Annotated in this window: 25 protein-coding genes and 1 tRNA gene; 3 read left to right on the top strand and 23 right to left on the bottom strand. The window is 68.9% G+C overall.

The features are described 5' to 3' along the window. Positions 1-6: 6 nt before the first annotated feature. The 8 genes from ACFXOO_RS08950 to prmC form a co-directional block, all read right to left on the bottom strand. On the bottom strand, positions 7-798 hold the full coding sequence (locus ACFXOO_RS08950; protein ID WP_394563367.1) for a F0F1 ATP synthase subunit delta: 792 nt from the start codon (positions 796-798) through the stop codon (positions 7-9). Then, on the bottom strand, positions 798-1,364 hold the full coding sequence (locus ACFXOO_RS08945; RefSeq protein ID WP_378840753.1) for a F0F1 ATP synthase subunit B: 567 nt from the start codon (positions 1,362-1,364) through the stop codon (positions 798-800). Before ACFXOO_RS08945 ends, ACFXOO_RS08950 begins: the two co-directional genes overlap by 1 nt. Positions 1,365-1,389: 25 nt before the next feature. Beyond that, a complete protein-coding gene (atpE, locus tag ACFXOO_RS08940) occupies positions 1,390-1,626 on the bottom strand; it encodes a F0F1 ATP synthase subunit C (RefSeq protein ID WP_127095047.1) in 237 nt (78 codons plus the stop codon). A 40-nt stretch (positions 1,627-1,666) separates the two neighbouring features. Further along, positions 1,667-2,482 carry a F0F1 ATP synthase subunit A gene (gene atpB / locus ACFXOO_RS08935; protein ID WP_378840955.1) on the bottom strand — a complete coding sequence of 272 codons (816 nt, stop codon included), beginning with the start codon at positions 2,480-2,482 and terminating at the stop codon, positions 1,667-1,669. Positions 2,483-2,599: 117 nt separating this feature from the next. After that, entirely contained in the window at positions 2,600-3,109 is a 510-nt protein-coding gene (locus ACFXOO_RS08930; RefSeq protein ID WP_378840756.1) for a hypothetical protein, read from the bottom strand. Next, positions 3,106-4,263 (bottom strand): MraY family glycosyltransferase, encoded by a 1,158-nt coding sequence (locus tag ACFXOO_RS08925; RefSeq protein WP_394563366.1) that lies wholly within the window; start codon positions 4,261-4,263, stop codon positions 3,106-3,108. Before ACFXOO_RS08925 ends, ACFXOO_RS08930 begins: the two co-directional genes overlap by 4 nt. Then, entirely contained in the window at positions 4,260-4,958 is a 699-nt protein-coding gene (locus ACFXOO_RS08920) for an L-threonylcarbamoyladenylate synthase (protein WP_378840762.1), read from the bottom strand. The genes ACFXOO_RS08925 and ACFXOO_RS08920 overlap by 4 nt, the downstream gene beginning before the upstream one ends. Positions 4,959-5,026: 68 nt before the next feature. Then, positions 5,027-5,929 (bottom strand): peptide chain release factor N(5)-glutamine methyltransferase, encoded by a 903-nt coding sequence (prmC, locus tag ACFXOO_RS08915; RefSeq protein ID WP_394563365.1) that lies wholly within the window; start codon positions 5,927-5,929, stop codon positions 5,027-5,029. 117 nt (positions 5,930-6,046) lie between these two features. Between prmC and cysK the strand changes: the two genes are divergently transcribed. Together cysK and epsC are read left to right on the top strand one after the other, a co-directional pair. Then, positions 6,047-6,985: a cysteine synthase A gene (gene cysK, locus ACFXOO_RS08910; protein WP_394563364.1), complete on the top strand. Its 939-nt coding sequence runs from the start codon at positions 6,047-6,049 to the stop codon at positions 6,983-6,985. A gap of 4 nt (positions 6,986-6,989) precedes the next feature. Further along, positions 6,990-7,568, top strand: a complete 579-nt coding sequence (gene epsC, locus ACFXOO_RS08905; protein ID WP_378854046.1) for a serine O-acetyltransferase EpsC — start codon at positions 6,990-6,992, stop codon at positions 7,566-7,568. A gap of 36 nt (positions 7,569-7,604) precedes the next feature. Here epsC and ACFXOO_RS08900 read toward each other — a convergent pair whose 3' ends face one another. From ACFXOO_RS08900 to ACFXOO_RS08855, 10 genes are all read right to left on the bottom strand, one after another. Beyond that, positions 7,605-8,003 carry a hypothetical protein gene (locus ACFXOO_RS08900; RefSeq protein WP_378840773.1) on the bottom strand — a complete coding sequence of 133 codons (399 nt, stop codon included), beginning with the start codon at positions 8,001-8,003 and terminating at the stop codon, positions 7,605-7,607. A gap of 254 nt (positions 8,004-8,257) precedes the next feature. Beyond that, entirely contained in the window at positions 8,258-9,337 is a 1,080-nt protein-coding gene (prfA, locus tag ACFXOO_RS08895) for a peptide chain release factor 1 (RefSeq protein WP_378840775.1), read from the bottom strand. A 20-nt stretch (positions 9,338-9,357) separates the two neighbouring features. Then, a complete protein-coding gene (gene rho / locus ACFXOO_RS08890) occupies positions 9,358-11,535 on the bottom strand; it encodes a transcription termination factor Rho (RefSeq protein ID WP_394563363.1) in 2,178 nt (725 codons plus the stop codon). 179 nt (positions 11,536-11,714) lie between these two features. Beyond that, complete coding sequence (gene thrB / locus ACFXOO_RS08885) at positions 11,715-12,641, bottom strand: homoserine kinase (RefSeq protein ID WP_378840957.1); 927 nt, start codon at positions 12,639-12,641, stop codon at positions 11,715-11,717. 29 nt (positions 12,642-12,670) lie between these two features. Then, positions 12,671-13,759: a threonine synthase gene (gene thrC / locus ACFXOO_RS08880; protein WP_394563362.1), complete on the bottom strand. Its 1,089-nt coding sequence runs from the start codon at positions 13,757-13,759 to the stop codon at positions 12,671-12,673. Position 13,760: 1 nt separating this feature from the next. Next, on the bottom strand, positions 13,761-15,074 hold the full coding sequence (locus ACFXOO_RS08875) for a homoserine dehydrogenase (RefSeq protein ID WP_394563361.1): 1,314 nt from the start codon (positions 15,072-15,074) through the stop codon (positions 13,761-13,763). Next, positions 15,071-16,522, bottom strand: a complete 1,452-nt coding sequence (lysA, locus tag ACFXOO_RS08870) for a diaminopimelate decarboxylase (RefSeq protein ID WP_378840783.1) — start codon at positions 16,520-16,522, stop codon at positions 15,071-15,073. The genes ACFXOO_RS08875 and lysA overlap by 4 nt, the downstream gene beginning before the upstream one ends. 126 nt (positions 16,523-16,648) lie before the next feature. After that, on the bottom strand, positions 16,649-17,500 hold the full coding sequence (locus ACFXOO_RS08865; RefSeq protein WP_394563360.1) for a DUF2993 domain-containing protein: 852 nt from the start codon (positions 17,498-17,500) through the stop codon (positions 16,649-16,651). 28 nt (positions 17,501-17,528) lie between these two features. After that, a complete protein-coding gene (argS, locus tag ACFXOO_RS08860; RefSeq protein WP_394563359.1) occupies positions 17,529-19,196 on the bottom strand; it encodes an arginine--tRNA ligase in 1,668 nt (555 codons plus the stop codon). Positions 19,197-19,273: 77 nt separating this feature from the next. After that, the gene (locus ACFXOO_RS08855; RefSeq protein ID WP_378854031.1) at positions 19,274-20,113 is read right to left on the bottom strand and encodes a transglutaminase family protein; all 840 of its coding nucleotides are present in this window, start codon (positions 20,111-20,113) and stop codon (positions 19,274-19,276) included. A 135-nt stretch (positions 20,114-20,248) separates the two neighbouring features. On the opposite strand from ACFXOO_RS08855, the gene ACFXOO_RS08850 reads away from it, so the two are divergent. Then, positions 20,249-21,046 (top strand): SGNH/GDSL hydrolase family protein, encoded by a 798-nt coding sequence (locus tag ACFXOO_RS08850; RefSeq protein ID WP_394563358.1) that lies wholly within the window; start codon positions 20,249-20,251, stop codon positions 21,044-21,046. A gap of 6 nt (positions 21,047-21,052) precedes the next feature. On the opposite strand, the gene ACFXOO_RS08845 is transcribed toward ACFXOO_RS08850, so the two are convergent. From ACFXOO_RS08845 to trmB, 5 genes are all read right to left on the bottom strand, one after another. Beyond that, positions 21,053-22,045: a hypothetical protein gene (locus ACFXOO_RS08845; protein WP_394563357.1), complete on the bottom strand. Its 993-nt coding sequence runs from the start codon at positions 22,043-22,045 to the stop codon at positions 21,053-21,055. 181 nt (positions 22,046-22,226) lie between these two features. Beyond that, positions 22,227-22,299, bottom strand: a tRNA-Arg gene (locus ACFXOO_RS08840). 51 nt (positions 22,300-22,350) lie between these two features. Further along, positions 22,351-23,643, bottom strand: coding sequence for a hypothetical protein (locus tag ACFXOO_RS08835; RefSeq protein WP_394563356.1), 1,293 nt, complete (start codon positions 23,641-23,643; stop codon positions 22,351-22,353). A 99-nt stretch (positions 23,644-23,742) separates the two neighbouring features. Then, on the bottom strand, positions 23,743-24,627 hold the full coding sequence (locus ACFXOO_RS08830; protein WP_394563405.1) for a type II CAAX prenyl endopeptidase Rce1 family protein: 885 nt from the start codon (positions 24,625-24,627) through the stop codon (positions 23,743-23,745). A 10-nt stretch (positions 24,628-24,637) separates the two neighbouring features. Next, positions 24,638-25,327, bottom strand: a complete 690-nt coding sequence (gene trmB / locus ACFXOO_RS08825; protein ID WP_378840962.1) for a tRNA (guanosine(46)-N7)-methyltransferase TrmB — start codon at positions 25,325-25,327, stop codon at positions 24,638-24,640. Positions 25,328-25,337: the final 10 nt, after the last annotated feature.

Raw genomic sequence — 25,337 nt, 5'->3', positions numbered from 1 at the left:
GATGTGTCAGCCGGCCAGTCGGTGGCGCAGGTCGGCGAGGCGGGCGGAAACGCTGGCGTCGATCACATCGTCGGCGATCTGCACACGCAGACCTCCGACCACCGTGGGGTCGACGACCGCATTCAGAGAAACGGTCGTGCCGTAGCGCCGAGCGAGGACACCGGCGAGACGCTCGGTCTGAGCCGCGCTCAGCGGGACCGCCGAGACGACCGTCGCGACGGTTCGCCCGCGCTGGTCCGAGACCAGATCCATCGCCCGCGTCAGCAGCTGGCGCACGCGGCGTCCGCGTGGCTGCTGAGCCAACGACGAGACGATCAGCGTCGCCGGCTCGCTGGCCCGGCTCCCGAGGAGGGTCTGGACGAGCGGACCCTTCGCGGCATCGTCGCCGAGCCGGCTCCCGAGCGCGAGCTCGAGTTCGGGGTTGGCTGCGACGACCTGCGAGAAGCGGAAGAGATCTCCCTCGACATCCGCCGCCGGGTCGGCGAGCGCGGCGGCGCGAACAGCGAGCTCCTCGATTCCGTCGATGAGGTCGGACGCCGACGACCAGCGCTGTGTCACGACGGTGGTCAGCAGCGAAACGGTGACGGGCTGGAACGGTCCGCTGAACACGGCGGACACCACGTTGGCACGGGCCTCGCCCGATGCCGACGAATCGGCGAGCGCGCCGCTCAGCTGCGGCGAGTCCCCGATGGCATGCGCCGCAGCGAAAAGCTCGCGTGCGGTGTCGATGTCGACGGTGGAGACGGCGGCCAGAGCGGTCGTCGCTGCCGCAGTGGCCTGAGTGGTCGCGCTGCCCATTACTTGGATGCTCCCTGAGCGTTCTCGGACGCTTCGAGCTCGGCGAGGAAGCGGTCCACGACCGCCTGCGCCTTCGCGTCGTCCGACAACGTCTCGCCGATCACACCGCCCGCGAGATCGAGCGCGAGGGTGCCGACCTCACTGCGCAGCGAGACGAGCGCCGACTGACGTTCGGCCTCGATCTGCGAGTGCGCAGACGCCGTGAGACGCGAAGCCTCGACGGACGCGGCGTCCTTCGCCTCAGCGACGATCTTCTTGCCGTCCTCACGGGCGGCCTCACGGATTTCTCCGGCCTCCTTGCGGGCGTCGGCCAGCTGCGCGGTGTACTCCTGCAGGGCGGCCTCGGCCTTCCGCTGGGCCTCGTCTGCTTTGGCGATGTTCCCCTCGATCGCGGCGGAGCGGGCATCCAGCAGAGCCTGCATCTTGGGCAGGACGACGCGCCAGAACACCGCGAGGATCACGATGAAGCACACGCCCGACCAGATGATGTCGTACCAAGCCGGAATCAGAGGATTCGTCGGAGTGCCAGCCTCCTCCGCGGCGATCGTGACAAGAGTGCTCAGCATCCTGTCTCCTTACGTCGAAAGCGGATCAGAAGCCGAAGATGAAGCCGGTGGCGATACCGATGAACGCCAGCGCCTCCGTGAAGGCGATACCGATGAACATCAGCACCTGGAGGCGGCCGGCCAGCTCGGGCTGGCGCGCGACGCCCTCGATCGTCTTTCCGACGACGATGCCCACACCGATGGCGGGACCGATGGCGGCCAGGCCGTAGCCGATCGTGGCGACGGAACCGGTGACCTCGGCGAGAACCGTAGTTGCATCCACGGGGTTTTTCCTTTCGTTGTGGGCGGCTGACGCCGGCCCGCTAGTGCTCTTCCGCGACCGCGAGCTGGATGTAGACCGCGGTGAGGATGGCGAAGACATACGCCTGGAGGAATGCCACCAGGAGTTCGAACAGGGTGAAGACGAATCCGAAGGCCAGGGTCCCGACCCCGAGGAGCGACCACAGGCCACCCAGCCCGAAGATGAAGAACTGCGTCGCTGCGAAGAACAGCACCAGCATCAGGTGGCCGACGATCATGTTCATCAGCAGTCGCAGGGTCAGCGTGACCGGACGGATGATGAAGGTCGAGAGGAATTCGAGCGGAATGATCAGGATGTAGAGGAACCACGGCAGCCCGGGGGGCATCAGCGAGTTCTTGAAGAAATTGCCGGGGCTCTTGCGGACACCCGCGTAGATGAAGGTGACGTACGCGACGACGGCAAGCAGGAGCGGCACGGCGATGACGCTGGTGCCGGCGATGTTCAAGAACGGGATGATGCCCGTCAGGTTCATGAACAGGATCATGAAGAACATCGTGGTGAGGATCGGCAGGAAGCGATTGCCGTCTTTGCGGCCCAGCAGATCGTGTGCGATGTTGACGCGGACGAAGTCCAGCCCCATCTCGACGATGCTCTGAAAACGACCAGGTACGACCTTCATGCGGCGGGTGCCGAGGACGAAGATGATCACGAGCACGGCCGTGGCCAGCATCTGGATCAGGTTGATGCGGGTGATCGCGAAGATCGTCCCCTCGAAGAGGAGGGCATCGGGGAAGAATTCCTCGATCGACGGCGGGTGGAACCCACCGTCATCGGTGCTGGCAAAGGGGGCGATCAGGGTCGCAGCTTGGGTGAACAGCGCTGGCTCCAGCTTCGGGGCGACGGAGGGTACCGTTGCGACGATGGTCGGTAAGCGTCAAGGCGCAAGTGCTCGCGGGGCGAACAGGCGCGTTTCTACCCTATCAAAGAAAGCCCTCTACGATTGCCCCGGATCGCCTTCCGCGGCCCGCCGATCGGAGATCGGCGCACGGTCCTCCTCGACCACCGTGGGCAGCGTGGTGTCGCTCACCGCCGGGATGCGCATGCGCATCAGGACGATCACATCGACCACGAGCGATGCCAGCACGCTCACGACGATCGCCACGAAGAAGACCGTCGGCTGCACCCATGACTGACCGCGCAGAAGCAGCAGGGCGACGATGAAGATCACGAGTTTGAGGATCCAGCCGCCGAGCACGATCCCGAAGAACACCGGAACGTACAGAGCGTCGCCGTACCACCGGTTGGCGACGAGGATGCTGGCGCCGGTGATTGCGAGGAAGATCGCGGCCACGAGCACTCCGGTCAACGCGCTGAACAGTCCCGGTGCACCGGCGACCAGGTAGCCGATGACGCTCCCCAGGACCGCGAGCACCGCCGTGACGGCGCCGGACCACACCAGGGTCGTGCGGAGGATCGGATTGCTGGAGACGGGATTGGGGCTCATCGGGCGGGCTCCTCGGTGAGGGCAGGGCGCGCGCTGCGCCGTGCGGGCAGAAGGGTGACGACCAGGCACGCGGCGATGCCGATCAGTCCGAAACCGACACCGGCGAGATACTGGCCGGGCCAGTCCTCCCGCGTGCCGAGGTACATCAGGAGGACGGCGAGACCGACGACGGCCGTCCAGGCGTAGAAGATGAGGACTGCGTCACGATCCGAGTGACCCATGTCGAGCATCCGGTGATGAAGATGCTTGCGGTCCGGGGAGAACGGCGATTTACCCGCGCGGAGGCGGCGGATCACGGCGAGGCCGAAGTCCAGCAGGGGCAGGAGCACGACGACGATGGGCAGCAGGATCGGGATGAAGGCACCCAGCAGCTGCGAGCGCCCGAACTGCTCCGGGTCCATCATCGCGGGGGTCAGCAGGCCGGTGACGGCGATCGCCGAACATGCCATCAGCAGTCCGAGCATCAGTGCGCCCGAGTCGCCCATGAAGAGTCGGGCCGGGCTCCAGTTCATCGGGAGGAAGCCGATGCAGGCACCGATCATCGCCGCCGCCATGAATGACGCCAGGTTGAAATAGGTACTCGAGCCGATGTCGCGCACGAGCAGGTAGGAGTACGCGAAGAAGATTCCATTCGCGATGAGGCATACGCCCGCGACCAGGCCGTCGAGGCCGTCGATGAAGTTGACCGCGTTCATCACGATGACGATCGAGAACACGGTGAGGGTGAAGCTGACCCAGCCCGACCCGACGGTGAGACCGCCGATCGGCAGCGAATAGATCTGCAGCTCCCCGAACCACGCGATGATGCCGGCAGCGAGGAACTGCGCGCCGAGCTTGATCATCCAGTCGAGGTCCCAGAGGTCGTCGGCCACGCCCACGACCACGATGATGAATGTCGCGATGAGGATCGCGATGACCGTCTTCGGGTTCTCCCAGAAGATCGAGAAGTACGGATGCTGCGACGAGACGACGAACGCCGCCGTCACCCCCAGGAACATGGCGATGCCGCCCAGCCGCGGGGTCGGCGTCTTGTGGACATCCCGCTCGCGCACGCCGGGGTACAGCTTGTACTGCATGCTGAGCCTCCATACCGTCCACGCCAGGGCGAGGGTGATCGCCCCGGTGAGGATGACGATGAAGACGTACTGCTTCACTCGCTCGAGCTCTCAGGGTCGGGAGGCAGGTCGGGCTCGAGGAGGTCGCCCAGCACGGCGCGCAGCGACTCGCGATCGACCGCCCCATCGCGGAGCACCCGCACCAGCGGCTGCTCCGAGGCGCCGACGAGGCTCGTGGCGTCGATGATCGTGGAGGCCACTCCCCTGGTGGACATCCCGTCCGCGAGGTAGGCGGAAACGCTGTCGCCCAGCATGGTCTGCGCATCCTGCGCAGACACGGCCGCCGCCATGCCGGTGCGATTGGCACTCGAGACGGCGAGCGGACCGGTCTCCTCGAGCAGCTCCAGCACGAGCCTGTGGTCGGGCATCCGCACCGCGACCGTGCCGTGGGTGTCCCCCAGGTCCCACGAGAGGGACGGCTGGGACGGCAGCACGATCGTCAGCCCACCGGGCCAGCATGCCTCGACGAGACGCTCGATCGGCTCGGGGACCTCTGCGACCAGGGCGCGCATCGTGGTGAGACCTGCGACCAGCACCGGGGGCGGAGACTGCCGTCCGCGACCCTTCGCCTCGAGCAGACGCTGCACGGCCGGAGCATTGAAGGCATCGGCCGCGATTCCGTAGACGGTGTCGGTGGGGAGCACGACGAGCTCGCCGCGGCTGATCGCCTGTCGCGCGTGGCGCATACCTGCGAGCAGCTGCGCCTCGTCGCGACAGTCGTAGAGGGGGGACATATCGCCGCCCAGTCTAACCGCGGACGCCCGCGCAGCCTGGGAGCTGCATGCGCTGTCTCCGGCCGGGGTCAGGGGCGGACGGCGGTGGTGACCCGGTCCCGCATCGTCAGGTCGGGATGCGTCGAGGCCGCCCGCCATCCGTCGTCGGTCAGGATGTCCCGGATCGCCGGGCCCTGCCACTCGCCGTGCTCGAGCACGATCACGCCGCCCGGGTGCGCGAGGCGTAGGCCGACCGTGCTGAGGGTGCGGACCACGTCCAGCCCGTCGGTACCCCCGTACAGCGCGGCAGGCGGGTCGAACAGCCGCACTTCGGGATCGCGCGGGATCGCGGCATCCGGAACATACGGGGGGTTGGAGACGACCACCGACACGGTGCCGTCGAGCTCGGGGAACGCCTGTGCGAGGTCGATGAAGGCGAGCTGGGCGTTGTCTGCGCCCACGGCACCGAAATTCTCCTTCGTCCACACGAACGCGTCGACGGAGTTCTCCGCGGCGAACACCCGGGCGTAGGGCACTTCGGTGGCCATGGCCAGGGCGATCGCGCCGCTGCCGGTGCCGAGGTCCACGGCGATGGGCTCGGGGGATGCCGCGGCCGACAGCGCATCGATGGCGAACTGCGCCACGATCTCGGTCTCGGGACGCGGGACGAAGACGCCCGGTCCGACGCGGAGCTCGAGGTGACGGAACGGGGCGGTGCCGATCAGATGCTGCAGCGGTTCGCGCGATGCGCGACGCGCGACGAGCTCGCCGTAGTGCGCCCCCCGATCGCCGTCGAGGACGTCACCGCGGATGGCCGCTGCCTGCACCTGTCCACGGCCGACCCCGAGCACATGCGCGGCCAGCAGCTCGGCGTCGACCACGGCGTCGGAAACACCCGCGGCGGCGAGCCGGTCGACGGCACCGCGAAGGGCCGCGGCGACGGAGGTCGGAGCGGCCGGTCGGGGATCGGACGAGTGCGGGGAGGTCAGCATGGCGGCCTACAGCCTAAGCGCATCCCCGTGCTGTCGGACAACGTCACATGGGGCCATCACGCACACCCCTCGCCTAGGCTGGACCGCGCAAGAACCCGTCCCGCGAAAGGCCCTGCAATGACCGGCATCCATTCCGACATCACCACGGCGTTCGGCAACACGCCGCTCGTCAGGCTCAACCGCGTCGCGGAGGGTGTCCACGCGCAGATCCTCGCGAAACTGGAGTTCTACAACCCCGCCTCGAGCGTCAAGGACCGCCTCGGGATCGCGATCGTCAACGCGGCCGAGGAGTCGGGCGAGCTCACGCCCGGCGGCACGATCGTGGAGGCGACCAGCGGCAACACCGGGATCGCCCTCGCCATGGTCGGGGCGGCCAGGGGCTACAAGGTGATCCTCACGATGCCGGCCTCGATGTCGAAGGAACGACGACTGCTGCTCAAGGCCTTCGGCGCCGAGGTCGTGCTGACCGACCCGACGAAGGGCATGAAACAGGCGATCGCCGAGTCCGAGGAGATCGCCGCGAGGACGCCCGGAGCGATCCTCGCGAAGCAGTTCGCCAACGAGGCGAATCCGGCGATCCACCGCAAGACGACGGCCGAGGAGATCCTCCGTGACACCGACGGGAAGGTCGATTACTTCGTCGCCGGTGTCGGCACGGGCGGGACGATCACGGGAGTCGGTCAGGTGCTGAAGGAGCGCATCCCCGGCGTGCAGATCGTCGCGGTCGAGCCGAAGGACTCGCCGATCCTCACCGAGGGGCACCCCGGTCCGCACAAGATCCAGGGCATCGGGCCCAACTTCGTTCCCGAGATCCTCGACCGGAGCGTCATCGACGAGGTGATCGACGTCGAGTTCGACGACGCCATCCGCCTCGCTCGCGAGACGGCCGTCAAAGACGGCATCCTGGTGGGCATGTCCAGCGGTGCCGCGATCTGGGCGGCTCTGGAGATCGCCAAGCGACCCGAAGCCGCCGGGAAGAACATCGTCGTGATCATCCCCTCGTTCGGGGAGCGCTACCTCAGCACCGCCCTGTACGAGAACCTCCGCGAGGACTGACCCCGTGGGGCTCCGCCTCGTGATCGACCGGGCGCGCGAAGACATCGCCGCCGCCAAGCTGCGGGACCCCGCCGCCCGGTCGTCGCTCGAACTTGCTCTGCTCTACCCCGGGCTGCATGCGATCTGGGCGCACCGCGTCGACCATTGGCTCTGGACGCGTGGCCACCGCTTCGTGGCGCGCACGGGTTCGCAGCTCACGCGATGGCTGACCGGCATCGAGATCCACCCGGGCGCGGTGATCGGACGACGCTTCTTCATCGATCACGGAATGGGCGTCGTCATCGGCGAGACGGTCGAAACCGGTGACGACGTCATGCTCTACCACGGGGTGACCCTCGGCGGACGTCAGCGGGAGGGCGGAAAGCGCCACCCGACGATCGGGGACCGCGTCGCCGTGGGCGCCGGGGCGAAGGTACTCGGCCCGATCACGATCGGCAGCGATTCGGTGATCGGCGCGAACGCCGTGGTCACCCGGGATGCTCCGGCCGACAGCATCCTCGTCGGCGTGCCTGCGACGGCGCGCACACGGCGTCCCGGCGTCGACACGCGGGCCCTGCTCACCACGCCCGAGTACACGATCTGACGCCATCCGGCGAGATGTTCGTCCCCGTCGCGCCTCTCAGTCGCGGCGAGCCTCGACCCTTTTCTTGAGGAAGAGCGGCGGCAGCAGCCAGGTCGCGAGCGCCGTGACGACCCAGACGATGACGGGCGCCAGCACCCATGCCAACGGTTCTGAGATGCCGACACCCGCGTTCGGGATGACCACGACGATGAGGATCGCCACGAACGTGGAGATGATGCCGATGCCGCCGAGCAGAGCCGGGGCATGACGTCGGGTGATCTTGAAGACCCACGGAGCGAGGACGCTCTGGATCACCGCGAAGATCACGACCGCGAGGACGAAGCCCCACCAGTCCCTCCAGTCGATGTGGAAGCCCGGCAGGATGAGGTCGGCTGCGATGAGCCCCAGGGCGGCGGACACCACGAAGATGGCCGCGCGGAGCAGGAACGTGATCACGCCTCGGAGCCTAGCGCGGGGGCATCACGGACCGTGGGACGAGCACCGGCGCCCGGCGAGCGGTCGCGACACGCCGGTATCGTGCGCGGCCGAACCGCGCACGCGGCGTGTTGCGACCGTTCGCGAAACTCAAGCGCACGAAACCCAAGCGCACGAAACTCAAGCGCACGAAGCCCGAGCGCACGAAGCCCAAGGCCGCGTAGCGCACGAAGCCCAAGGCCGCGTAGCGCACGGAGCGCAGTGGCCGCGCGCCCTCAGGCGTCGGCGCCCAGCGCGGCCAGGCGCTCTTCCTCGTCGGCGGCGATGCAGGACTCGACGATCGGCTCGAGCGCGCCGTCCATCACCTGGTCGAGGTTGTACGCCTTATAGCCGGTGCGGTGATCGGCGATTCGGTTCTCGGGGAAGTTGTACGTGCGGATGCGCTCTGAGCGGTCCATGCCGCGGATCTGCGACTTGCGCGCGTCCGACGCGATCGCATCGCGCTCCTCCTGCTGCTTCGCCAGCAGGCGCGCGCGCAGGACGCGCATGCCCGCTTCCCGGTTCTGCAGCTGCGACTTCTCGTTCTGCATCGACACCACGATCCCGGTGGGGACGTGGGTGATGCGCACAGCGGAGTCCGTCGTGTTGACCGACTGCCCACCAGGACCTGAGGAACGGAAAACGTCGATCTTGAGGTCGTTGGGGTTGATCGCGACCTCGTCCGGCTCATCGACCTCCGGGAAGACCAGTACTCCCGTCGTCGAGGTGTGGATGCGTCCCTGCGACTCGGTCGCGGGCACACGCTGCACGCGGTGCACGCCGCCCTCGTATTTCAGGTGCGCCCAGACGCCCTGCGCGGGGTCGGCAGACGATCCCTTGATCGCGACCTGCACGTCCTTGTAGCCGCCGAGGTCGGACTCCGTGCGCTCCAGGAGCTCGGTCTTCCACCCCTTCGACGCCGCGTACTGGATGTACATGCGCAGGAGGTCTGCGGCGAAGAGCGCGCTTTCCGCCCCGCCCTCGCCGCCCTTGATCTCCATGATGACGTCGCGGGCGTCGTCGGGGTCGCGCGGGATCAGCAGCCGTCGCAGACGCTCTTCCGCGGCATCCACCTTCTCCTGCATGCCCGGCACCTCTTCGGCGAACGCGGCGTCCTCTTTGGCGAGTTCGCGCGCGGCTTCGAGATCATCGGATGCCTCGACCCAGGCCTGGTTGGCATGCACGATGCGGTTCAGCTCGGCGTAGCGCCGGTTGACCCGCTTGGCGCGCGCGGCGTCCGCGTGCACGTCGGGGTCGCTGAGTTCCTTCTCGACAGCCTTGTGCTCTTCGATCAGAGCGTTGACGGAGTCGAACACGTCGTGCTCCCTCCTCGGCCTCAGCGGATGTTGTTCTCGTGCCCGTGGGACGTGCCGCCCGCAGGCGTCGGGATCGACTTCTGCATCTGAATGAGGAACTCGACGTTGGACGAGGTCTCCTTCAGCTTGCCGAGCACGACCTCGAGAGCCTGCTGCGTGTCGAGACCCGCGAGGGCACGGCGCAGCTTCCAGGTGATCTTGACTTCGTCGTTCGAGAGCAGCATCTCTTCGCGACGCGTGGAAGACGCATTCACGTCTACCGCCGGGAAGATGCGCTTGTCGGCCAGCTGACGCGACAGTCGCAGCTCGCTGTTGCCGGTGCCCTTGAACTCCTCGAAGATGACCTCGTCCATCTTGGAACCGGTCTCGACGAGCGCGGTGGCCAGGATGGTGAGCGAGCCGCCGTTCTCGATGTTGCGTGCAGCGCCGAAGAACCGCTTCGGCGGGTACAGCGCCGACGCGTCGACACCACCGCTGAGCACGCGACCGGAGGCCGGGGCGGAGATGTTGTAGGCGCGGCCGAGGCGGGTGATGGAGTCCAGCAGCACGACGACGTCACGACCGAGCTCGACGAGGCGCTTGGCGCGCTCGATCGCCAGCTCGGCGACGGTGGTGTGATCTTCTGCCGGACGGTCGAAGGTGGAGGCGATGACCTCGCCCTTGACCGTGCGCTGCATGTCGGTGACCTCTTCGGGACGCTCGTCCACGAGCACGACCATGAGGTGCACTTCGGGGTTGTTCGTCGCGATCGCGTTGGCGATCTGCTGCAGCACGATCGTCTTGCCGGCCTTGGGCGGCGCGACGATGAGGCCGCGCTGGCCCTTGCCGATGGGGGCCACCAGGTCGATGATGCGCTGTGTGAGCTTCTCGGGAGCGGTCTCGAGGCGCAGGCGATCCTGCGGGTAGAGGGGTGTCAGCTTGCCGAACTCGACGCGGGTCGCGGCATCCTCCACCGAGAGCCCGTTGACCGAATCGACCTTCACCAGCGCGTTGTACTTCTGGCGGCTGGACTGCTCGTTCTCGCGGGGCTGCTTGATCGCCCCGACGACGGCGTCGCCCTTGCGCAGGTTGTACTTCTTGACCTGACCGAGCGAGACGTAGACGTCGCTCGTGCCGGGGAGGTAACCGCTCGTGCGCACGAAGGCGTAATTGTCGAGCACGTCGAGGATGCCGGCGATCGGGATGAGCACGTCGTCATCGTTGATCTCGGTCTCGAACTCGTCGGAACCGCTCTGCCCGCGACGCTTGGTGTTGCGGGGCTGCCGGCCACGGCCGGTCGTGGTGCCCTCGTCGTCACCGTCGGAGGTCTGCTGCTGCGGTGCCGGGGTGCGGTTCTGCCCGCCCTGGGCCGGCTGCTGACCGTTCTGGCCGTCGCTCTGGGCCTGGCCGTTCTGACCGCCCTGCGCGTTGCCGGAGCGGTTGCGGTTGCGGCTGCGCGACCGGCTGCGACCGCGGCCGCCAGCGGAATCGGATGCATCGTTGTCGCTCTGGTCCGTACCGTCGGCGTCGGCCGCGTCGGTGTGGGGCGCGTCCGCGGATGCCTCGGCGACAGGAGCGGCCTCGACCACGGGCGCGGCCTCGGCGACAGGAGCGGCGGAAGCTTCGGCCGCAGGTGCGTCGTCGGCGGCGGGAGCATCGGGCGTGGCATCGGCGATCGGGGCGGTGTCATCCACCGCGGTGGCGGGCTCGACCGCGGCCGGCGCGCCGGCGTCGGCCGGAGCCGCGTCGGCGGCCGGAGCCGCGTCAGCGGCCGGAGCCGCGTCGGCGGCCGGAGCCACATCGGCGGCCGGAGCCGCGTCAGCGGCGGGTGCCGTCTCGGTCTCCGCGGGCGGCGCGACGTCGGAGCTCTTCGCGCGGCGCGGGGCGCGCTTGCGGGGCGCCTTGACCGGGGGTGCGACGACCTCGACCTCGGGGGCCTCCTCGATGACGGGTGCATCGGCCGCGAGCAGATCGGGGGCCGGGTCCTCGTCCGGCGTGATGACCGGTGCGGCCTGGCCGGCAGCGTCATCCGCAGCGGCCTCGACGGGCACATCGGCCGGCGTCGGGTCTGCCGCGGGCGCCTCGGGCGAGGCATCCGGAGCGGATGCGGTCTCGGCGATGTTCTCGCCGCTTTCCGTGACGTTCTCGGCGGATTCGGACGCGTCGACGCGCTCGTCCGCCTGGTTGTCAGCGGTGTGGATCTCGGAGATGGACTCCACGAGTACTCCCTTGTGAAACGAATGGATGTGCACGACCGCACACGGACCCGGGCACGACGGGTACTTGCCCACGCCACCCGTGCAGACGCCCGGATCCGTAAGCCGGATTCACGACGATCGTGCTGAGTGGGGGGTGTGCGGTGCTGTTCGCAGATTGCGACGGAGGCCAGATTCACGTGCTACGTGGAACCCTCCGCGTACTCTTTCACTGTACCACCCTTGACATCGACGGCCAGCATGAGCGCCTCCCACCGTGTGTCCATGGCGGATGCCGCGACCTCGGCCGCCTCGAGACGGCGGCCGGGTCCGTCCGAGAGCACCAGCACGCTGGGGCCGGCACCGGAGACCACGGCGGCGAAACCGGCGGCCCGCAGCGCGCGGACGAGACGATCGGTCTCGGGCATCGCCTGCGCCCGGTAGTCCTGGTGGAGCTTGTCGGCGGTGGCGGCAAGGAGGAGCTCGGGACTCTGCATGAGCGCCGCGATCAGAAGGGCCGAACGGGAGACGTTGAAGACGGCGTCCTCCCGGGGCACCTGCAGCGGCTGCAGGCTGCGCGCGACGCTCGTGGACATCGTGAATTCCGGAACGAACACGAGCGGGGAGACGCCGCGGTGCACGAGCAGCTTCTTGTGCTGCGGACCGCCTTCGTCCATCCAGGCGATCGTGAGTCCACCGAACAGTGCGGGGGCGACGTTGTCGGGGTGGCCCTCGAGCTCGGTGGCCAGCCGCAGCAGCGTCTCGTCGCCGAGAACGACGTCGCCCTCGAGCAGACCCTTCGCCGCGAGGAGACCCGAGACGACGGCCGCCCCGGAAGACCCAAGACCCCGCCCGTGCGGGATGACGTTGCGCGCCTCGAGGCGGACTCCGGGCATCGGCCGACCGACGGCCTCGAAGGCGTAGGCCATGGCCTTGATCACGAGGTGGGAGGCATCGCGGGGCACGTCCTGTGCGCCCTCACCGTCGACCTCCACCTCGATGCGGCCGGGCTCGAGCGCCGTGACGGTCAGTTCGTCGTACACGCTCAGCGCGAGCCCGAGGGTGTCGAAACCGGGACCGAGGTTCGCGCTCGTCGCCGGGACACGCACGGCGACGGCGCGCCCCTCCATCGGCGCGGTGGCGGCGGTGCCGCCCGTGGTCACGCCGACGTCTCCTGCGCGACCAGGCCGAGTACCGACGCCACCTCGGACGTCGCCGCGTCGACCACTGTCGGGGTGATCTGACTGCCGTCCGGGTTGCGGAGCGCCCACTGCGGGTCTTTGAGGCCGTGACCGGTCACCGTCAGGACCACCTTGGCGCCGGCGGGCACGACACCCGCCTCGACGCGATCGAGCAGTCCGGCGACGCTGATGGCGGACGCGGGCTCGACGAAGATCCCGACCTCGGAGGACAGCAGCTTCTGCGCCGCGAGGATGCGCTCGTCGTCGATCGCGCCGAACCAGCCGTCGGTCGCGTCGCGCGCTTCGAGGGCGAGCTCCCACGATGCGGGGTTGCCGATGCGGATCGCACTCGCGATGGTCTCGGGATGCCTGACGACCTCGCCGCGCACGAGCGGCGCGCTGCCCTCGGCCTGGAACCCGAACATGCGGGGGACGCGTGTGGCGACGCCGCGCTCGGCCTCCTCACGGTAGCCGCGCGAGTAGGCGGTGTAGTTGCCGGCGTTGCCGACGGGGATGAAGTGGAAGTCCGGGGCATCCCCGAGCACCTCGACCACCTCGTAGGCGGCGGTCTTCTGCCCTTCGATGCGGTCGGGGTTGACGGAGTTGACCAGATGCACCGGATAGTGATCGGCCAACTCGCGCGCGATCTCGAGGCAGTCGTCGAAGTTGCCGCGGATCTGGATGAGCTCCCCGCCGTGGGCGACGGCCTGGCTCAGCTTGCCCATCGCGATCTTGCCCTCGGGCACGAGCACCGCGGCGGTGATGCCGGCGTGCGCGGCGTACGCGGCTGCCGACGCCGATGTGTTGCCCGTCGAGGCGCAGATGACCGCCTTGGCCCCGTGCTCGACAGCGCGTGAGAGCGCGACCGTCATACCGCGGTCCTTGAACGAGCCCGTGGGGTTCATGCCCTCGAACTTGACCCACACGTCGGTGCCGGTGAGGCGCGACAGCGCGGGAGCGGGAAGCAGCGGGGTGCCGCCCTCCCCCAGCGTGACCACGGTCGAGGTGTCGGTGACGCCCAGCCGGTCGGCGTATTCGCGGAGTACTCCGCGCCAGAGGTGTGCCATGTCAGTCTCCTTCTACTCGCAGGACGGACGCGACGCGCTCGACGACGCCGCTTTCGGCGAGACGGTCCACCGTGTCGCTCAGGTCCTGCTCACGGGCTTTGTGGGTTCCGATCACCAGGCGCGCACGCGCCTCGTCGGTGACGGTCTGCTCGACGGTCGCGATGGACACGCGGCCTTCACTGAGGATGCGGGCGACCGTCGCCAGGACTCCGGGCTGATCGTCGACCTCGAGGGTGATCTGGTAGCGCGTCGTGACGCGGCCGATCGGAAGGATCGGAAGATTGGCGAGCGTGGACTCCCCCACACCCACCCCGCCGGCGATGTGTCGACGGGCCGCGGACACGACATCGCCGAGGACGGCCGATGCGGTCTGGACGCCGCCGGCGCCGGCACCGTAGAACATCAGGTTGCCCGCGGCGGCCGCCTGCACGAAGACCGCGTTGTTCGCGCCGTGCACGGTGGACAGGGGGTGCGTCCGCGGCACGAGGGCCGGGTAGACGCGCACGGAGATCGCTTCGCCGGATGCCCCGGCATCCGCTTCGCCCTGCATGCGCTCGCACACCGCGAGCAGTTTGATGACGTACCCGCCGTGGCGTGCCGACTCGATCATGGCCGCGTCGATCTGGGTGATGCCCTCGCGGTGCACGGTGTCGAGCGGGACCGTCGTGTGGAACGCGAGGCTCGCCAGGATGGCGGCCTTCTGCGCGGCGTCGTAGCCCTCGATGTCTGCCGTGGGGTCGGCTTCGGCGTACCCGAGCGCCTGAGCTTCGGCGAGAACGTCCGCGAAGTCCGCTCCCTCGGTCTCCATCCGGTCGAGGATGTAGTTCGTGGTGCCGTTCACGATGCCCATGATGCGCTCGACACGGTCCCCGGCGAGGGAATCGCGGAGCGGACGGATGATGGGGATGGCACCGGCGGCGGCGGCCTCGTAGTAGACCTGGGCGCCGACCTGATCGGCGGCGTCGAAGATCTCGGGTCCGTGCGTCGCGAGGAGCGCCTTGTTGGCGGTGACGACGTCAGCACCGGAATTGATCGCCTGCAGGATGTAGGTGCGTGCCGGTTCGATGCCGCCCATGAGCTCGATCACGATGTCGGCCCCGACGATCAGCGACTCGGCGTCGGTCGTGAACAGCTCGCGAGGCAGGTCGACGTCGCGCGGAGCATCAAGATCGCGCACGGCGATCCCGACGATCTCGAGTGCGGCGCCGGCACGGTCGGCCAGTTCGTCTCCGTGGCGCAGCAGCAGCGAGGCGACCTGCGAGCCGACGGCTCCGGCTCCCAGCAGCGCGACGCGCAGTCTGCGGTAGTCGATCACTTCGACTCTCTCCGCTCGCTCAGTACAGGCATGCCTGCTCCTTCGTTGGATCCATGCACCCCGGCGTCGCGCGCGAGGAGATCGGCGATGCTCTCGCCGTGCACGATCACGCGTGCCTCTCCGTCGCGGACCGCGACGACGGGAGGTCGGGGCACGTAGTTGTAATTGTTCGACAGCGCGAAGCAGTAGGCACCGGTCGCCGGCACCGCGAGCAGGTCGCCGGGGGCGATGTCGGCGGGCAGATAGTCGGCGTCGACGACGATGTCGCCCGATTCGCAGTGCTTGCCGACGACCCGGGCGAGGGCGGGAGCCGCGTCGCTCGTGCGCGACGCGATCCTCGCGGAGTACTGAGCGCCGTACAGGGCCGGGCGGGCGTTGTCGCTCATGCCGCCGTCGACGCTCACGTACAGTCGCGTCAGTTCATCGGTGACCTGCACGGGCTTGGTGGTGCCGACCTCGTAGAGGGTCACCCCGGCCTGCCCGATGATCGAGCGACCGGGTTCGAAGGCGAGATCCGGAATCGGGATGCCGCGCACATCGCATTCCCGCGCGACCGCCTCGACGATGCCGGTGGCCAGCTCTTCGATCGGCGTCGGATCATCGGCTGTCGTGTAGGCGATGCCGAAGCCGCCGCCCAGGTTGAGGACGGGGATGTCCCCGCCTGCCAGCAGCTCGGCGTGCAGCTCCACGAGCCTGGAGGCGGATTCCTGAAAGCCGCTCGCACCGAAGATCTGCGATCCGATGTGGCAGTGCAGCCCGATGAAGCGGAGTCCCTCGACCTCTCTGATGCGCGCGACGGCGGCCGCAGCATCCGATCGGGGGAACCCGAACTTCTGGTCCTCGTGAGCCGTCGCGAGGAAGTCGTGCGTTTCGGCGTGCACACCGCTGTTGACCCGCACGAGGACCGACTGCGTGACGTCGGCGCGCTGCGCGATCGCGGCGAGGCGCTCGAGCTCGATCCAGCTGTCGATGACGATCGACCCGATGCCGATCTCGACGGCGCGTTCGAGCTCGGCGACCGACTTGTTGTTGCCGTGGAAGCCCAGCCGCCGAGGGTCGGCGCCCGCGGCGAGCGCGACCTGCAGCTCCCCGCCCGTGCAGACATCGACGGCGAGTCCTTCTTCGGTGACCCAGCGCACGACCTCGGTGCTGAGGAACGCCTTGCCGGCGTAGTACACGCGCGCCTGCACGTCGTGCACCGCGGTCGCCGAGCGGAAGGCATCGAGCGTGCGCCGCGCTCGCGCGCGGACGAGGTCTTCGTCGAGGACGTAGAGCGGAGTGCCGTACGCCGAGCGCAACCCTGCGACGCCCACCCCGCCGAGCACGAGCGCGCCGTCGAAGTCGCGGTGCGCGGACTCGGGCCAGATCGCCTCGGGGAGCGCGTTGACGTCGTCGGGAACCGCGAGCCACGAGGGTGCGGACGGTGGTGCGGACGGAGCGGCGGACACGCGGTGGGGCCAATCGGGAGGAAGCGACGCGGGGATCCGGGCGGGATGGGCACACGCCGGAAGCTGACTTGCAGTCTAGGGCACCCCGTTCGCGGCGCCCGTGCGACGCGTCACATGCGAGGCGGTTCAGGCGCAGGTGCCGTTGGCCTGCAGGGACGGCTCCGTGATGATCGCCCCGTCGATGTCGAGGCGCGCGACGACGGTGTCCCCCACGACGTCCACCTGCTGGAGGGCGACGCCGGCCGGGATGTACTGCGCGATGCAGACGTTCCAGTCGCGCACGACGACGTCGGCGAGCGATCCGAAGCGATCTCGGAGGTCGCCGGCCGAGATCTCCGCGCCCCCCAGCTGCAGCGAGGCGGGGCTGAGCACGATGTCTCCGTCCGCTGCGCTCGGCGTGAGCGAGACTCCCACCGGGATGGCGATGCCGAACACCCGGAGTTCCGTCGAGACGGTGACGTCGGGCGCGGCGAGCCCGAGTGAATCCGCCGGAAAACCGTCGACGGTGGCCATCAGGGTCTGCAGCTGGCCGGTATCGAGCGTGACGGTCGCCGTGCCGCCCCCGGCCGGTGCATCGCCCCGCACGGGCACGTCTGTCGCGGTGAGTGCGATGTCGCCCGTCAAGGAGCCGAGTGCGACGTCGTCGGATGCGACGGAGACGTCGTGCAGTTCGCCGCCGATGAGCTGCGGGAGGACCGCGCCCCGGACGTCGACGTCCACCTGGTGGTCGGCGGGGAGCGCGAGACGCGTGACCACCTGGTCGCGGATCGTCTTGGTGACGAGGTCGCGGGCGATCGACTCCCCCACGAACCACGCGGCGACGGCAAGCGCCGCGACGATGACAGCGGCGACGAGCCAGGGAAGGAATCTCCGACGCCGGTGCGCCGACGGCGCCTGCACGGATGCCGCCCGCAGTTGCGGGGCGTGCGGCCGCGGTGGCGGTGGCGGTGGCGGTGGCGGGGGCTGCGTGTCACTCATCTCACGTCTCGAATCCCACGGCCGCGGCTCACATGCGCTCGGGCGCGCTCACGCCGAGCAGGTCGAGTCCGTTGCGCAGCACCTGGCCGGTGGCGTCGTTCAGCCACAGGCGGGTGCGGTGCACCGTCTCCACCGGGGCGTCGCCCAGAGGGATGACTCGGCAGTTGTCGTACCACCGGTGGTAGAGCCCCGCCAGCTCTTCCAGGTAACGGGCGATGCGGTGGGGCTCGCGCAGTTCCGCCGCGAATGCCACGAGACGCGGGAACTCCTGCAGCGCTCCGAGGAGAGCAGATTCGGTCTCGTGGTCGAGCAGCTCGGGGGCGAACTCCGAACGGTCGACGCCCGAGCCGAGCGCATTGCGCGCGACATTGTGTGTGCGGGCGTGCGCGTACTGGACGTAGAACACGGGGTTGTCATTCGTGCGCCGCTGGAGGATCTCGGGGTCGAGCGTCAGTGGTGAGTCAGCGGGGTACCGGGCGAGCGAATAGCGCAGGGCGTCGGTGCCCAGCCAGTCACGCAGGTCGTCGAGCTCGATGATGTTGCCCGCCCGCTTGCTGAGCCGGGCGCCGTTGATCGAAACGAGCTGGCCGATCAGCACTTCGATGTCCTTCTGCGGGTCATCGCCTGCCGCACCGGCGAGCGCCTTGAGGCGATGCACGTAGCCGTGGTGGTCGGCGCCGAGCAGGTAGATCTTGTGCGCGTAGCCGCGATCGCCTTTGTTGAGGTAGTAGGCGGCGTCCGCGGCGAAGTAGGTGTACTCGCCGTCGGACTTGCGGATGACGCGGTCCTTGTCGTCGCCGAAGTCGGTCGTGCGCACCCAGACGGCGCCCTCCGCGTCGAACACATGGCCCTGGGCGCGCAGCCGCTCGACGGCCTCGTCGACGAGGCTGGCGCCGCCGTCGGCCGGCGGCGCATGCAGCGTCCGCTCGCTGAACCAGACGTCGAAGTGCACGTTGAACTTCTCGAGCGAGCTCTGCAGATCGCCGAGCTGCAGCTGGTAGCCGGCCTCGCGCGCGAGCTCCAACCGGCTCTCGGCGTCGAGCCCGGTGATCTCGGGATGCGCGATGAGCACTCGCTGTGCGAGATCGGTGATGTACGTACCCGGGTAGCCGTCCTCGGGGGTCGGCTCGCCGAGGACCGCGGCGAGCACGGAGCGCCCGAAGCGGTTCATCTGCACGCCGGCATCGTTGATGTAGAACTCGCGGACGATCGTGGCACCGCTGGCCGCCAGCACCCGGGCGATCGAATCACCCAGCGCCGCCCACCGGGTGTGGCCGATATGCAGCGGACCCGTGGGGTTGGCGCTCACGAATTCGAGATTGATGGTGTTGCCGTGCTGCGAGGCATTGGATCCGAAGGCGGCGCCTGCCTCGACGATGGTCCGGGCGAGAGCTCCCGCGGCCCCGGCATCCAGTCGGATGTTGATGAAACCGGGGCCTGCGACCTCGACATTCGCGATGCCGTCGACACCGCGCAGGCCCTCGGCGATCTCGGCGGCGAACTCGCGGGGGTTCGCCCCCACGTTCTTCGCCAGCTTGAGCGCGGCATTCGATGCCCAGTCGCCGTGGTCGCGGTTCTTAGGCCGATCCAGCGGGAGGTCGGCCGCGGTCAGCGCGGCGGCCGAGCCCTCGCGTCGCGCCTCGGCGAGCGGGGTGACGACGGCGAGCAGGGCGGCGGAGAGCTCTTCAGGATTCATAACCGGCTCAGTCTACTTGCGCGTCCTCGCCGTCCCCTGAGTCGGCACCGGGGCGACGGCCGCGGTCGGGGCCGGCGTCAGGCGATCTGCACGAGCGACACGAAATCGTCGTCGCCACCGGCGACCGCGTCGTCGCCGACGAGCCCGTCGTCGGTCACCGACTCGGGCATGACCCACGCGTCGACGCGCATGTGCGAAAGGCTGAGGTGTCCGCCGTGGTAGCTCAGGAAGGCGCAGTCGGCGGCATCGCGACCGGTGGCGATGCGCACGAGGGAGCGCCGGTCGGCCAGCTGAGTGGCATCGATCACGTACCACGCTCCGTCGTAGTACGCCTCGGCGACGGCGTGGAAGTCCATCGGCTGCAGTCCCGGGGCGAAGCACGCGGCGTAGCGTGCGGGCATGTCCATCGCCCGCAGCAGCGCGATCACGACGTGCGCGTAGTCGCGGCAGACGCCTTGACCGGTCATCAGGGTCGTCACCGCACTGTCGGTGCCGCCGCTCAGGCCGGGGGTGTAGGTCGTGCTCGTCGACACGAACTCGGTCACCGCGGCGATGAGCTCATGTCCGGTCAGTCCCTTGAACTGTCGTCGCGCCTGCGAGAAGACCTCATCCGACTGCGCGTATCGGCTCGGACGGAGGTAGGTGATCGCTTCGAGGTCGCTCGTGCGAGTCGTCGCCGTCACGCCCTCGACGGTCGCCTCGTAGCGCACTTCGAGACGACCGGCCTCGCCGGTCAACCGGTGCAGGCGGCTGCCGGACTGGTCGACGATCTCGGTGGGCGTGTATTCGCGATCGCCCTGCCTGAAGGTCAGGACTTCGCTCGAGAGCGGCACCGGTTGCGCGGTCGTGATGGAAAAGATGAGGTCGATGGAGGAGCTCAGTTCGAGGTCCAGTTCGGCGGTCACGACGCGTTGCACCGGGTCATCCTCGCACGCGCGAACCCGGCCCGGAAACACGGGCCGGAAACTCTGTGAGTCGGTCGTGTTTCACGGCGGATCGGGCTCCCCGGACTGTGGCGTGGCGACACCTCGCACGTGATCTACCCTCAGAGGATGTCCCCGCCCGAGCGCCCCGATCTGCGGCGTCCGCGCGGGGGGATCGTCGCCCTCGCGCTGACCGTGGCCCTGATCTGCGGCCTGGCCCTGTGGCACCCCTGGGCACGGACGCCACCGACGTCGTCGGCGAGCGCGGGAGGGACGGATGCCGCGGCATCCGCACCGGCTCCACTGGCTGTTCCCTCCGGCGCACGGGTGCTCATCTTCGGCGACTCGTGGACGTACGGGTCCGCCGCATCCGACCCGACGCTCGGGTACGCCTACATCATCGCCCGCGATCTGGAATGGGACGCCACGGTCGACGGGGTCCGCGGCAGCGGCTATCTGCAACGGGGTCTCGGCGGCGGCACGTTCGCCGAGCGCATCGCCGGGCTCGACCCCGCACTCGACCCCGACCTCGTCATCGTCGAGGGCTCGATCAACGACCGGCGACTGCCGTCGACCGGATACCGCGCCGCCGTGACTACCGCCTGGGACGCCCTCGAGGTCCTCTATCCCGAGGCATCCATCGTCATCCTGGGCCCTGCCCCGCAGGTACTCCCGGTCGAGCCGGCCACGGCGCGGATCGACGGGGACCTCGCCGCGCTGGCCGCCGCGCGAGGTTGGTGGTACGTGTCACCGCTCGCCGAGGACTGGATCCACACCGGCAACTACGCCTCGATGATCGACACGTCTGCGATCGGCAACAACCATCCGTCGACGGAGGGCCATGCCGCCCTCGCACACCTCCTGGAGGACGCCCTGGCGGCCATGTCGCCGTCGAGTGAAGTGATCGCGGAGGCTCCGCTCGACTGACTCGCGTCACTCGCGAGGGTCGTCCGCAGACGGCGTGGCGGCAGTGGACAGATCCCGGTGGCCCCGTTCCGTGACCTCGAGCGTGTTGATCGGGACGGATGTCACGGATGCCGCAGCCACCCCGTACTCCTCCCGGATGGTGGCCACGACGGCGTCCACGTCATCGACCGGAACCGCCATGACGACACCGGAGCGCTCCACCTCCACGATGTGGGCGTGCTCCGCGACGATCGACATCAGCTTCCGGTTGAGGGCGTCGACCGTGCCTGATCCCCACGCGGCGCGGAGGAGCGGGCGATCCGAGATCGCCACCTGGAGGCGGACGGCGCCGGCGGAAGGAGCCGGGAGAGACGGCGGGCGCTGCACGGCGCGCGCGAGGAGGATCGTCCCCACGGTGAGCGCGATCACGTTGGCTGCGCTCAGCATCGTGGTGGGACCGATGGCGAAGAACACCCGATACAGATCGGCCCCCACTCCGACGCCGAGGAGAACGCCGAGCCGCGCCACGCAGTACGCGGCGTAGATTCCGCTCGCGCCGCGTATCACCGCGACGCCGGGGCGTCGCCTCACGCCGGGAACAGAGGTGACCAGGACGATGAGCGCGCTGTAGACCGCGAGGAACACGACCTTCACAACGAGCGAGGCGGGCTGCGGCACTGCAGCGCTCCAGAACGCGACGACGGTGGGCCCCGCCAGGGCGAGCATCAGCCACCACCTCGACCGAGCGGAGAGCCGCAGAAGCGCCATCCACAGGAGCGCCGGAGCGAGAGTCATGCCGACATCGCCGACGGCGAGCGCGAGAGTCGTCGGGTCTCGGAAGTAGGCGAAGTACATGTAGCTCGACGCCGCGGCCGCCACGCCGGCGGCGCCGGCCACGCCGAGGAACGAGCTCACCTCTCGCGGGAGCCGGTAAGCCAGACGGACCTGCAGGACGAGCACGAGCGCCGGCACGACGACGCAGAGCACCATCAGACCCACCGCCACCGCGTGACCGTACATAGCCTCCCCCTCGGCTCCGCGTCCCCCCGGACACGAACCCCCGAAACCTCGACGATAGCGCGGCCTCTCGCCGGAACCGGGCCCGCTCTCGGCCGGCCCGGCGTGCGCCCCGTGCGGTCACGCTGCTCTCACGAGAAAGGGATCGCCCGGCCTGATGGCCCGCGATCCCTTTTCCCGAATGTGCCCCCGACTGGAATCGAACCAGCGACCTTTGGTACCGGAAACCAACGCTCTATCCCCTGAGCTACGGAGGCGTACCGATCGAGGTTATCACCAGGGTGTTGCCACGTTCGCCCACACCGGCATCACGGCCAGCCGATGGTCCACAGGAGCAGGATCGCCACGACCTGAAGGCCGATCGCGACCCACAGCGACCACTGACGGCGCCGCGGCGAGGAGGAGAGTCGTTCGTCGGCGAGGAGCGGCGCCAACGGCAGGACCAGGCGGAACAGGCTCTGCTGCGGCAGGAAGACGGCGAAAAGATACGCCCCATAGGACGCCGCGAAGGCGACCACGACGACGCCCATGCGTCGGACGGCGGCCGAGCACAGCCAGGCGACGAATGCCGTCACGATCACCAGCACGATGATCACTCCCACCACACCCAGATGGGTTCCCGCGAGGCGGAACCACTGGGTGAAGGGCACGAATCCGCCCGTGCCGATGAACGGCACCCACCACGAGGTCTCGGTGCGTAGATAGGCATCGGTCACGCCCGTGACGTGCTCGGCGATCACCGGCCAGGTGAGCCCCGCGGCCGCCGTCACGAGCCCGGAGACGACGAGGCCCACCTGCTCCCTGAGCGTGAACGCGTCGTCGGCGCGACGGATCCATCGGACGACGAACAGGATGCCCAGGGCGAGCGCGAGCGCGAGCACTCCGGGCCGGGTGAATGCGGCGATCGCCCCGAGGGGCGCGATCCACAGGTAGCGCCGGTCGACCGCCAGCAACAGGCTCGCGAACAGCAGAAGGAGGAAGAGCGATTCCGCGTAGGCGAGCACGAAGATGAAGGAGAGAGGCCCGACACTGAAGAGCACGACGCCCCACCACGCGGCATCCGGAGTCGTGAGCCTGCGAAGCAGCAGGAACAGCATGAGGGTCGCCCCGGCGCTCGCGAGCACGCTGATGATGACTCCGGCGAGCTGCCACGGCATGCCCGTGATCTCGGAGAGGCCGCGTTCCAACGCCGGGTAAACCGGCAGGAACGCCCAGTCGTTCGGCTGGACGATGCCGAACGAGTCGATGGGGAGCGTCTCGGGGTAGCCGATCTGCGAGATGCGTCCATACCGGGCGCCGTCCCAGTCGGACAGGAAGCGGAGGAATGTGGTCGCCGGCAGCTGGTCGGGCCCGAATCCCCACTTCCCGGCGACGGAGAGCTCGTAGTACGCCCAGAGAAGAGCGATGTTCAATGCTCGGGCCGCACCCCAGAGCACGAGCACCCGCGAAATCGTGCCCGCGACGATGGGCTGGACACCCGCGCGGGGCCCGCTCAGCTGATCGATCGCGGAACGCAGAGCACGTGATCCGCGAACCAGTGCGGTCGGGGGAAGGGGCCGGGTGGATACGGCCGTCGAGACTTCGCCGTCCTGCGTACTCACTCATCACCCCCATCGCGCGCCGCACGTCCTCGACATGCGCCACCGAGGGGAATCATGCCATACGCAGGTGTCAGCCGGATGAACCCGAGCGCCGGGGGCTCAGACGAGGAAGAACCCGTCGAGGGCGCCGGGATTGTGCGCGTGCACGAGGACGAGGAAGACGACGGCGTCGAACAGGAGATGGACGATGACGACGTAGGTCAGCGACCGCGTCTTCATGAAGATGAATCCCTGGAGGAACGCGAACGGGATCGTGAGCAGAGGCCCCCACGCCTGATAGCCCAGTTCCCAGAGGAACGACACGAAGACGATCACCTGCAGGGCGTTCGCCTGCCAGAACGGGAAATGCCGGCGCAGCAGGGCGAACACCGTGCAGACGAAGAACAGCTCGTCCCAGATGCCCACGGCGCCGACCCCGACGAACAGCCGCGCAATCAGATCGGGAGTGTTGACCACTGGCCAATTGAGGTACACACCGCTCGTGATGAAGTAGAACGGGAGGATCAGCCAGCCGAGCACCAGTACGAGCACCAGCCACACCGACTGGAATCTCGTCCACCTGCCGCCTCCGCGCCAGGGGAAACCGGTCGCCCGATCCCGGTATACGAAGCGCGAGACCAGATAGGGAACGGCCACCGCTCCCCCGAGCACGAGCCCGAAGCGCAGCATGGCGATGTTGTCGAGCTCTGCCTTCAGCGGAATCGCGCTGACGATGAGCAGTCCGAGAGCGACCAGCGAAAGATCGCGCAGCAGGCTCGGGGTGCGCGTGACGGATGCCGCGGCATCCGCTCGATCGCTGCGTCCAGCCGGAGTCTCGCGGGAGTCGCGCTCGAAGAGCCACGCACCGAGGAGCGCCGCAGCCAGAAGCAGCCACCCGAGCCACGGGACCCGGACCACGAAGAACGCCGGCGCCGCCAGGCACGCGAGCAGAGCGGGGACGAGTCGCCACGACCAGGCCGGAAGGACGGCGGGTAATGGCGCGATCCCGGGCAGGTCAGACCCCCTCGGTCGAGGCGGCGGCCGGATGGTCGGTGCGCCGATACGCGAGATCGCGGATCGCGCGTCCCACCCGGGCCCCCTTCTGCTCGAACGCCGTCAGAACGCGCCCGTCGAATCGCGGCGCCCAGTCATCGGCGAAATCGCGCACGAACCCCGGCGCGGCGTCGAGCACGGTGCGCATCTGCAGCGCATAGTCCTCCCAGTCCGTCGCCATCCGCACCGTCCCGCCCGGCCGCACCGCGGCCGCCGCGATGGCGGCGAAGTCATCCGTGATCATCCGACGTTTGGTGTGCTTGTTCTTGTGCCACGGGTCGGGGAAGAAGATCCACAGCTCGTCGACGGATGCCGCGGGCAGCAGATGCGCGAGGACCTCGGGGGCGTTCGCCTCCACCAGACGCAGGTTCTGCACGCCCGCGCGGTCGGCATCGCGCATCGTGCGCGCGAGCCCCGCCAGGAAGACCTCGATCGCGAGGAAGTCGTCGTCCGGACGCGTGGAGGCCGCGTGCACGATCGCGTGCCCCTGACCCGATCCGATCTCGACGATCAGCGGGGCCACGCGGCCCCACACGGCGGACGGATCGATCGTCGATCCCGGCAGGATGCTCGTGATCGCGGCATCGCGTGGGACGTCGAGGAGGTAGCGCGGCCCGAGTGCGCTCCACGCCCGCTCCTGACCGTCGGTCATGCGCCCGGTC

This window comes from Microbacterium sp. P03 (assembly GCF_043556235.1).
In the GTDB taxonomy this organism is placed as follows: domain Bacteria; phylum Actinomycetota; class Actinomycetes; order Actinomycetales; family Microbacteriaceae; genus Microbacterium.
The sequence above is the reverse complement of the archived record's forward strand: the minus strand, read 5'-3'. Positions and strand labels throughout refer to the sequence as shown.

What these genes read in the sequence shown, in the direction of transcription:
- ACFXOO_RS08950 (WP_394563367.1), bottom strand. Translation starts at nt 798, where the DNA reads ATGGGCAGCGCGACCACTCAGGCCACTGCGGCAGCGACGACCGCTCTG.
- ACFXOO_RS08945 (WP_378840753.1), bottom strand. Translation starts at nt 1,364, where the DNA reads ATGCTGAGCACTCTTGTCACGATCGCCGCGGAGGAGGCTGGCACTCCG.
- ACFXOO_RS08930 (WP_378840756.1), bottom strand. Translation starts at nt 3,109, where the DNA reads ATGAGCCCCAATCCCGTCTCCAGCAATCCGATCCTCCGCACGACCCTG.
- ACFXOO_RS08920 (WP_378840762.1), bottom strand. Translation starts at nt 4,958, where the DNA reads ATGTCCCCCCTCTACGACTGTCGCGACGAGGCGCAGCTGCTCGCAGGT.
- prmC (WP_394563365.1), bottom strand. Translation starts at nt 5,929, where the DNA reads ATGCTGACCTCCCCGCACTCGTCCGATCCCCGACCGGCCGCTCCGACC.
- cysK (WP_394563364.1), top strand. Translation starts at nt 6,047, where the DNA reads ATGACCGGCATCCATTCCGACATCACCACGGCGTTCGGCAACACGCCG.
- thrB (WP_378840957.1), bottom strand. Translation starts at nt 12,641, where the DNA reads ATGGAGGGGCGCGCCGTCGCCGTGCGTGTCCCGGCGACGAGCGCGAAC.
- thrC (WP_394563362.1), bottom strand. Translation starts at nt 13,759, where the DNA reads ATGGCACACCTCTGGCGCGGAGTACTCCGCGAATACGCCGACCGGCTG.
- ACFXOO_RS08865 (WP_394563360.1), bottom strand. Translation starts at nt 17,500, where the DNA reads ATGAGTGACACGCAGCCCCCGCCACCGCCACCGCCACCGCCACCGCGG.
- argS (WP_394563359.1), bottom strand. Translation starts at nt 19,196, where the DNA reads ATGAATCCTGAAGAGCTCTCCGCCGCCCTGCTCGCCGTCGTCACCCCG.
- ACFXOO_RS08850 (WP_394563358.1), top strand. Translation starts at nt 20,249, where the DNA reads ATGTCCCCGCCCGAGCGCCCCGATCTGCGGCGTCCGCGCGGGGGGATC.
- ACFXOO_RS08845 (WP_394563357.1), bottom strand. Translation starts at nt 22,045, where the DNA reads ATGTACGGTCACGCGGTGGCGGTGGGTCTGATGGTGCTCTGCGTCGTC.
- trmB (WP_378840962.1), bottom strand. Translation starts at nt 25,327, where the DNA reads ATGACCGACGGTCAGGAGCGGGCGTGGAGCGCACTCGGGCCGCGCTAC.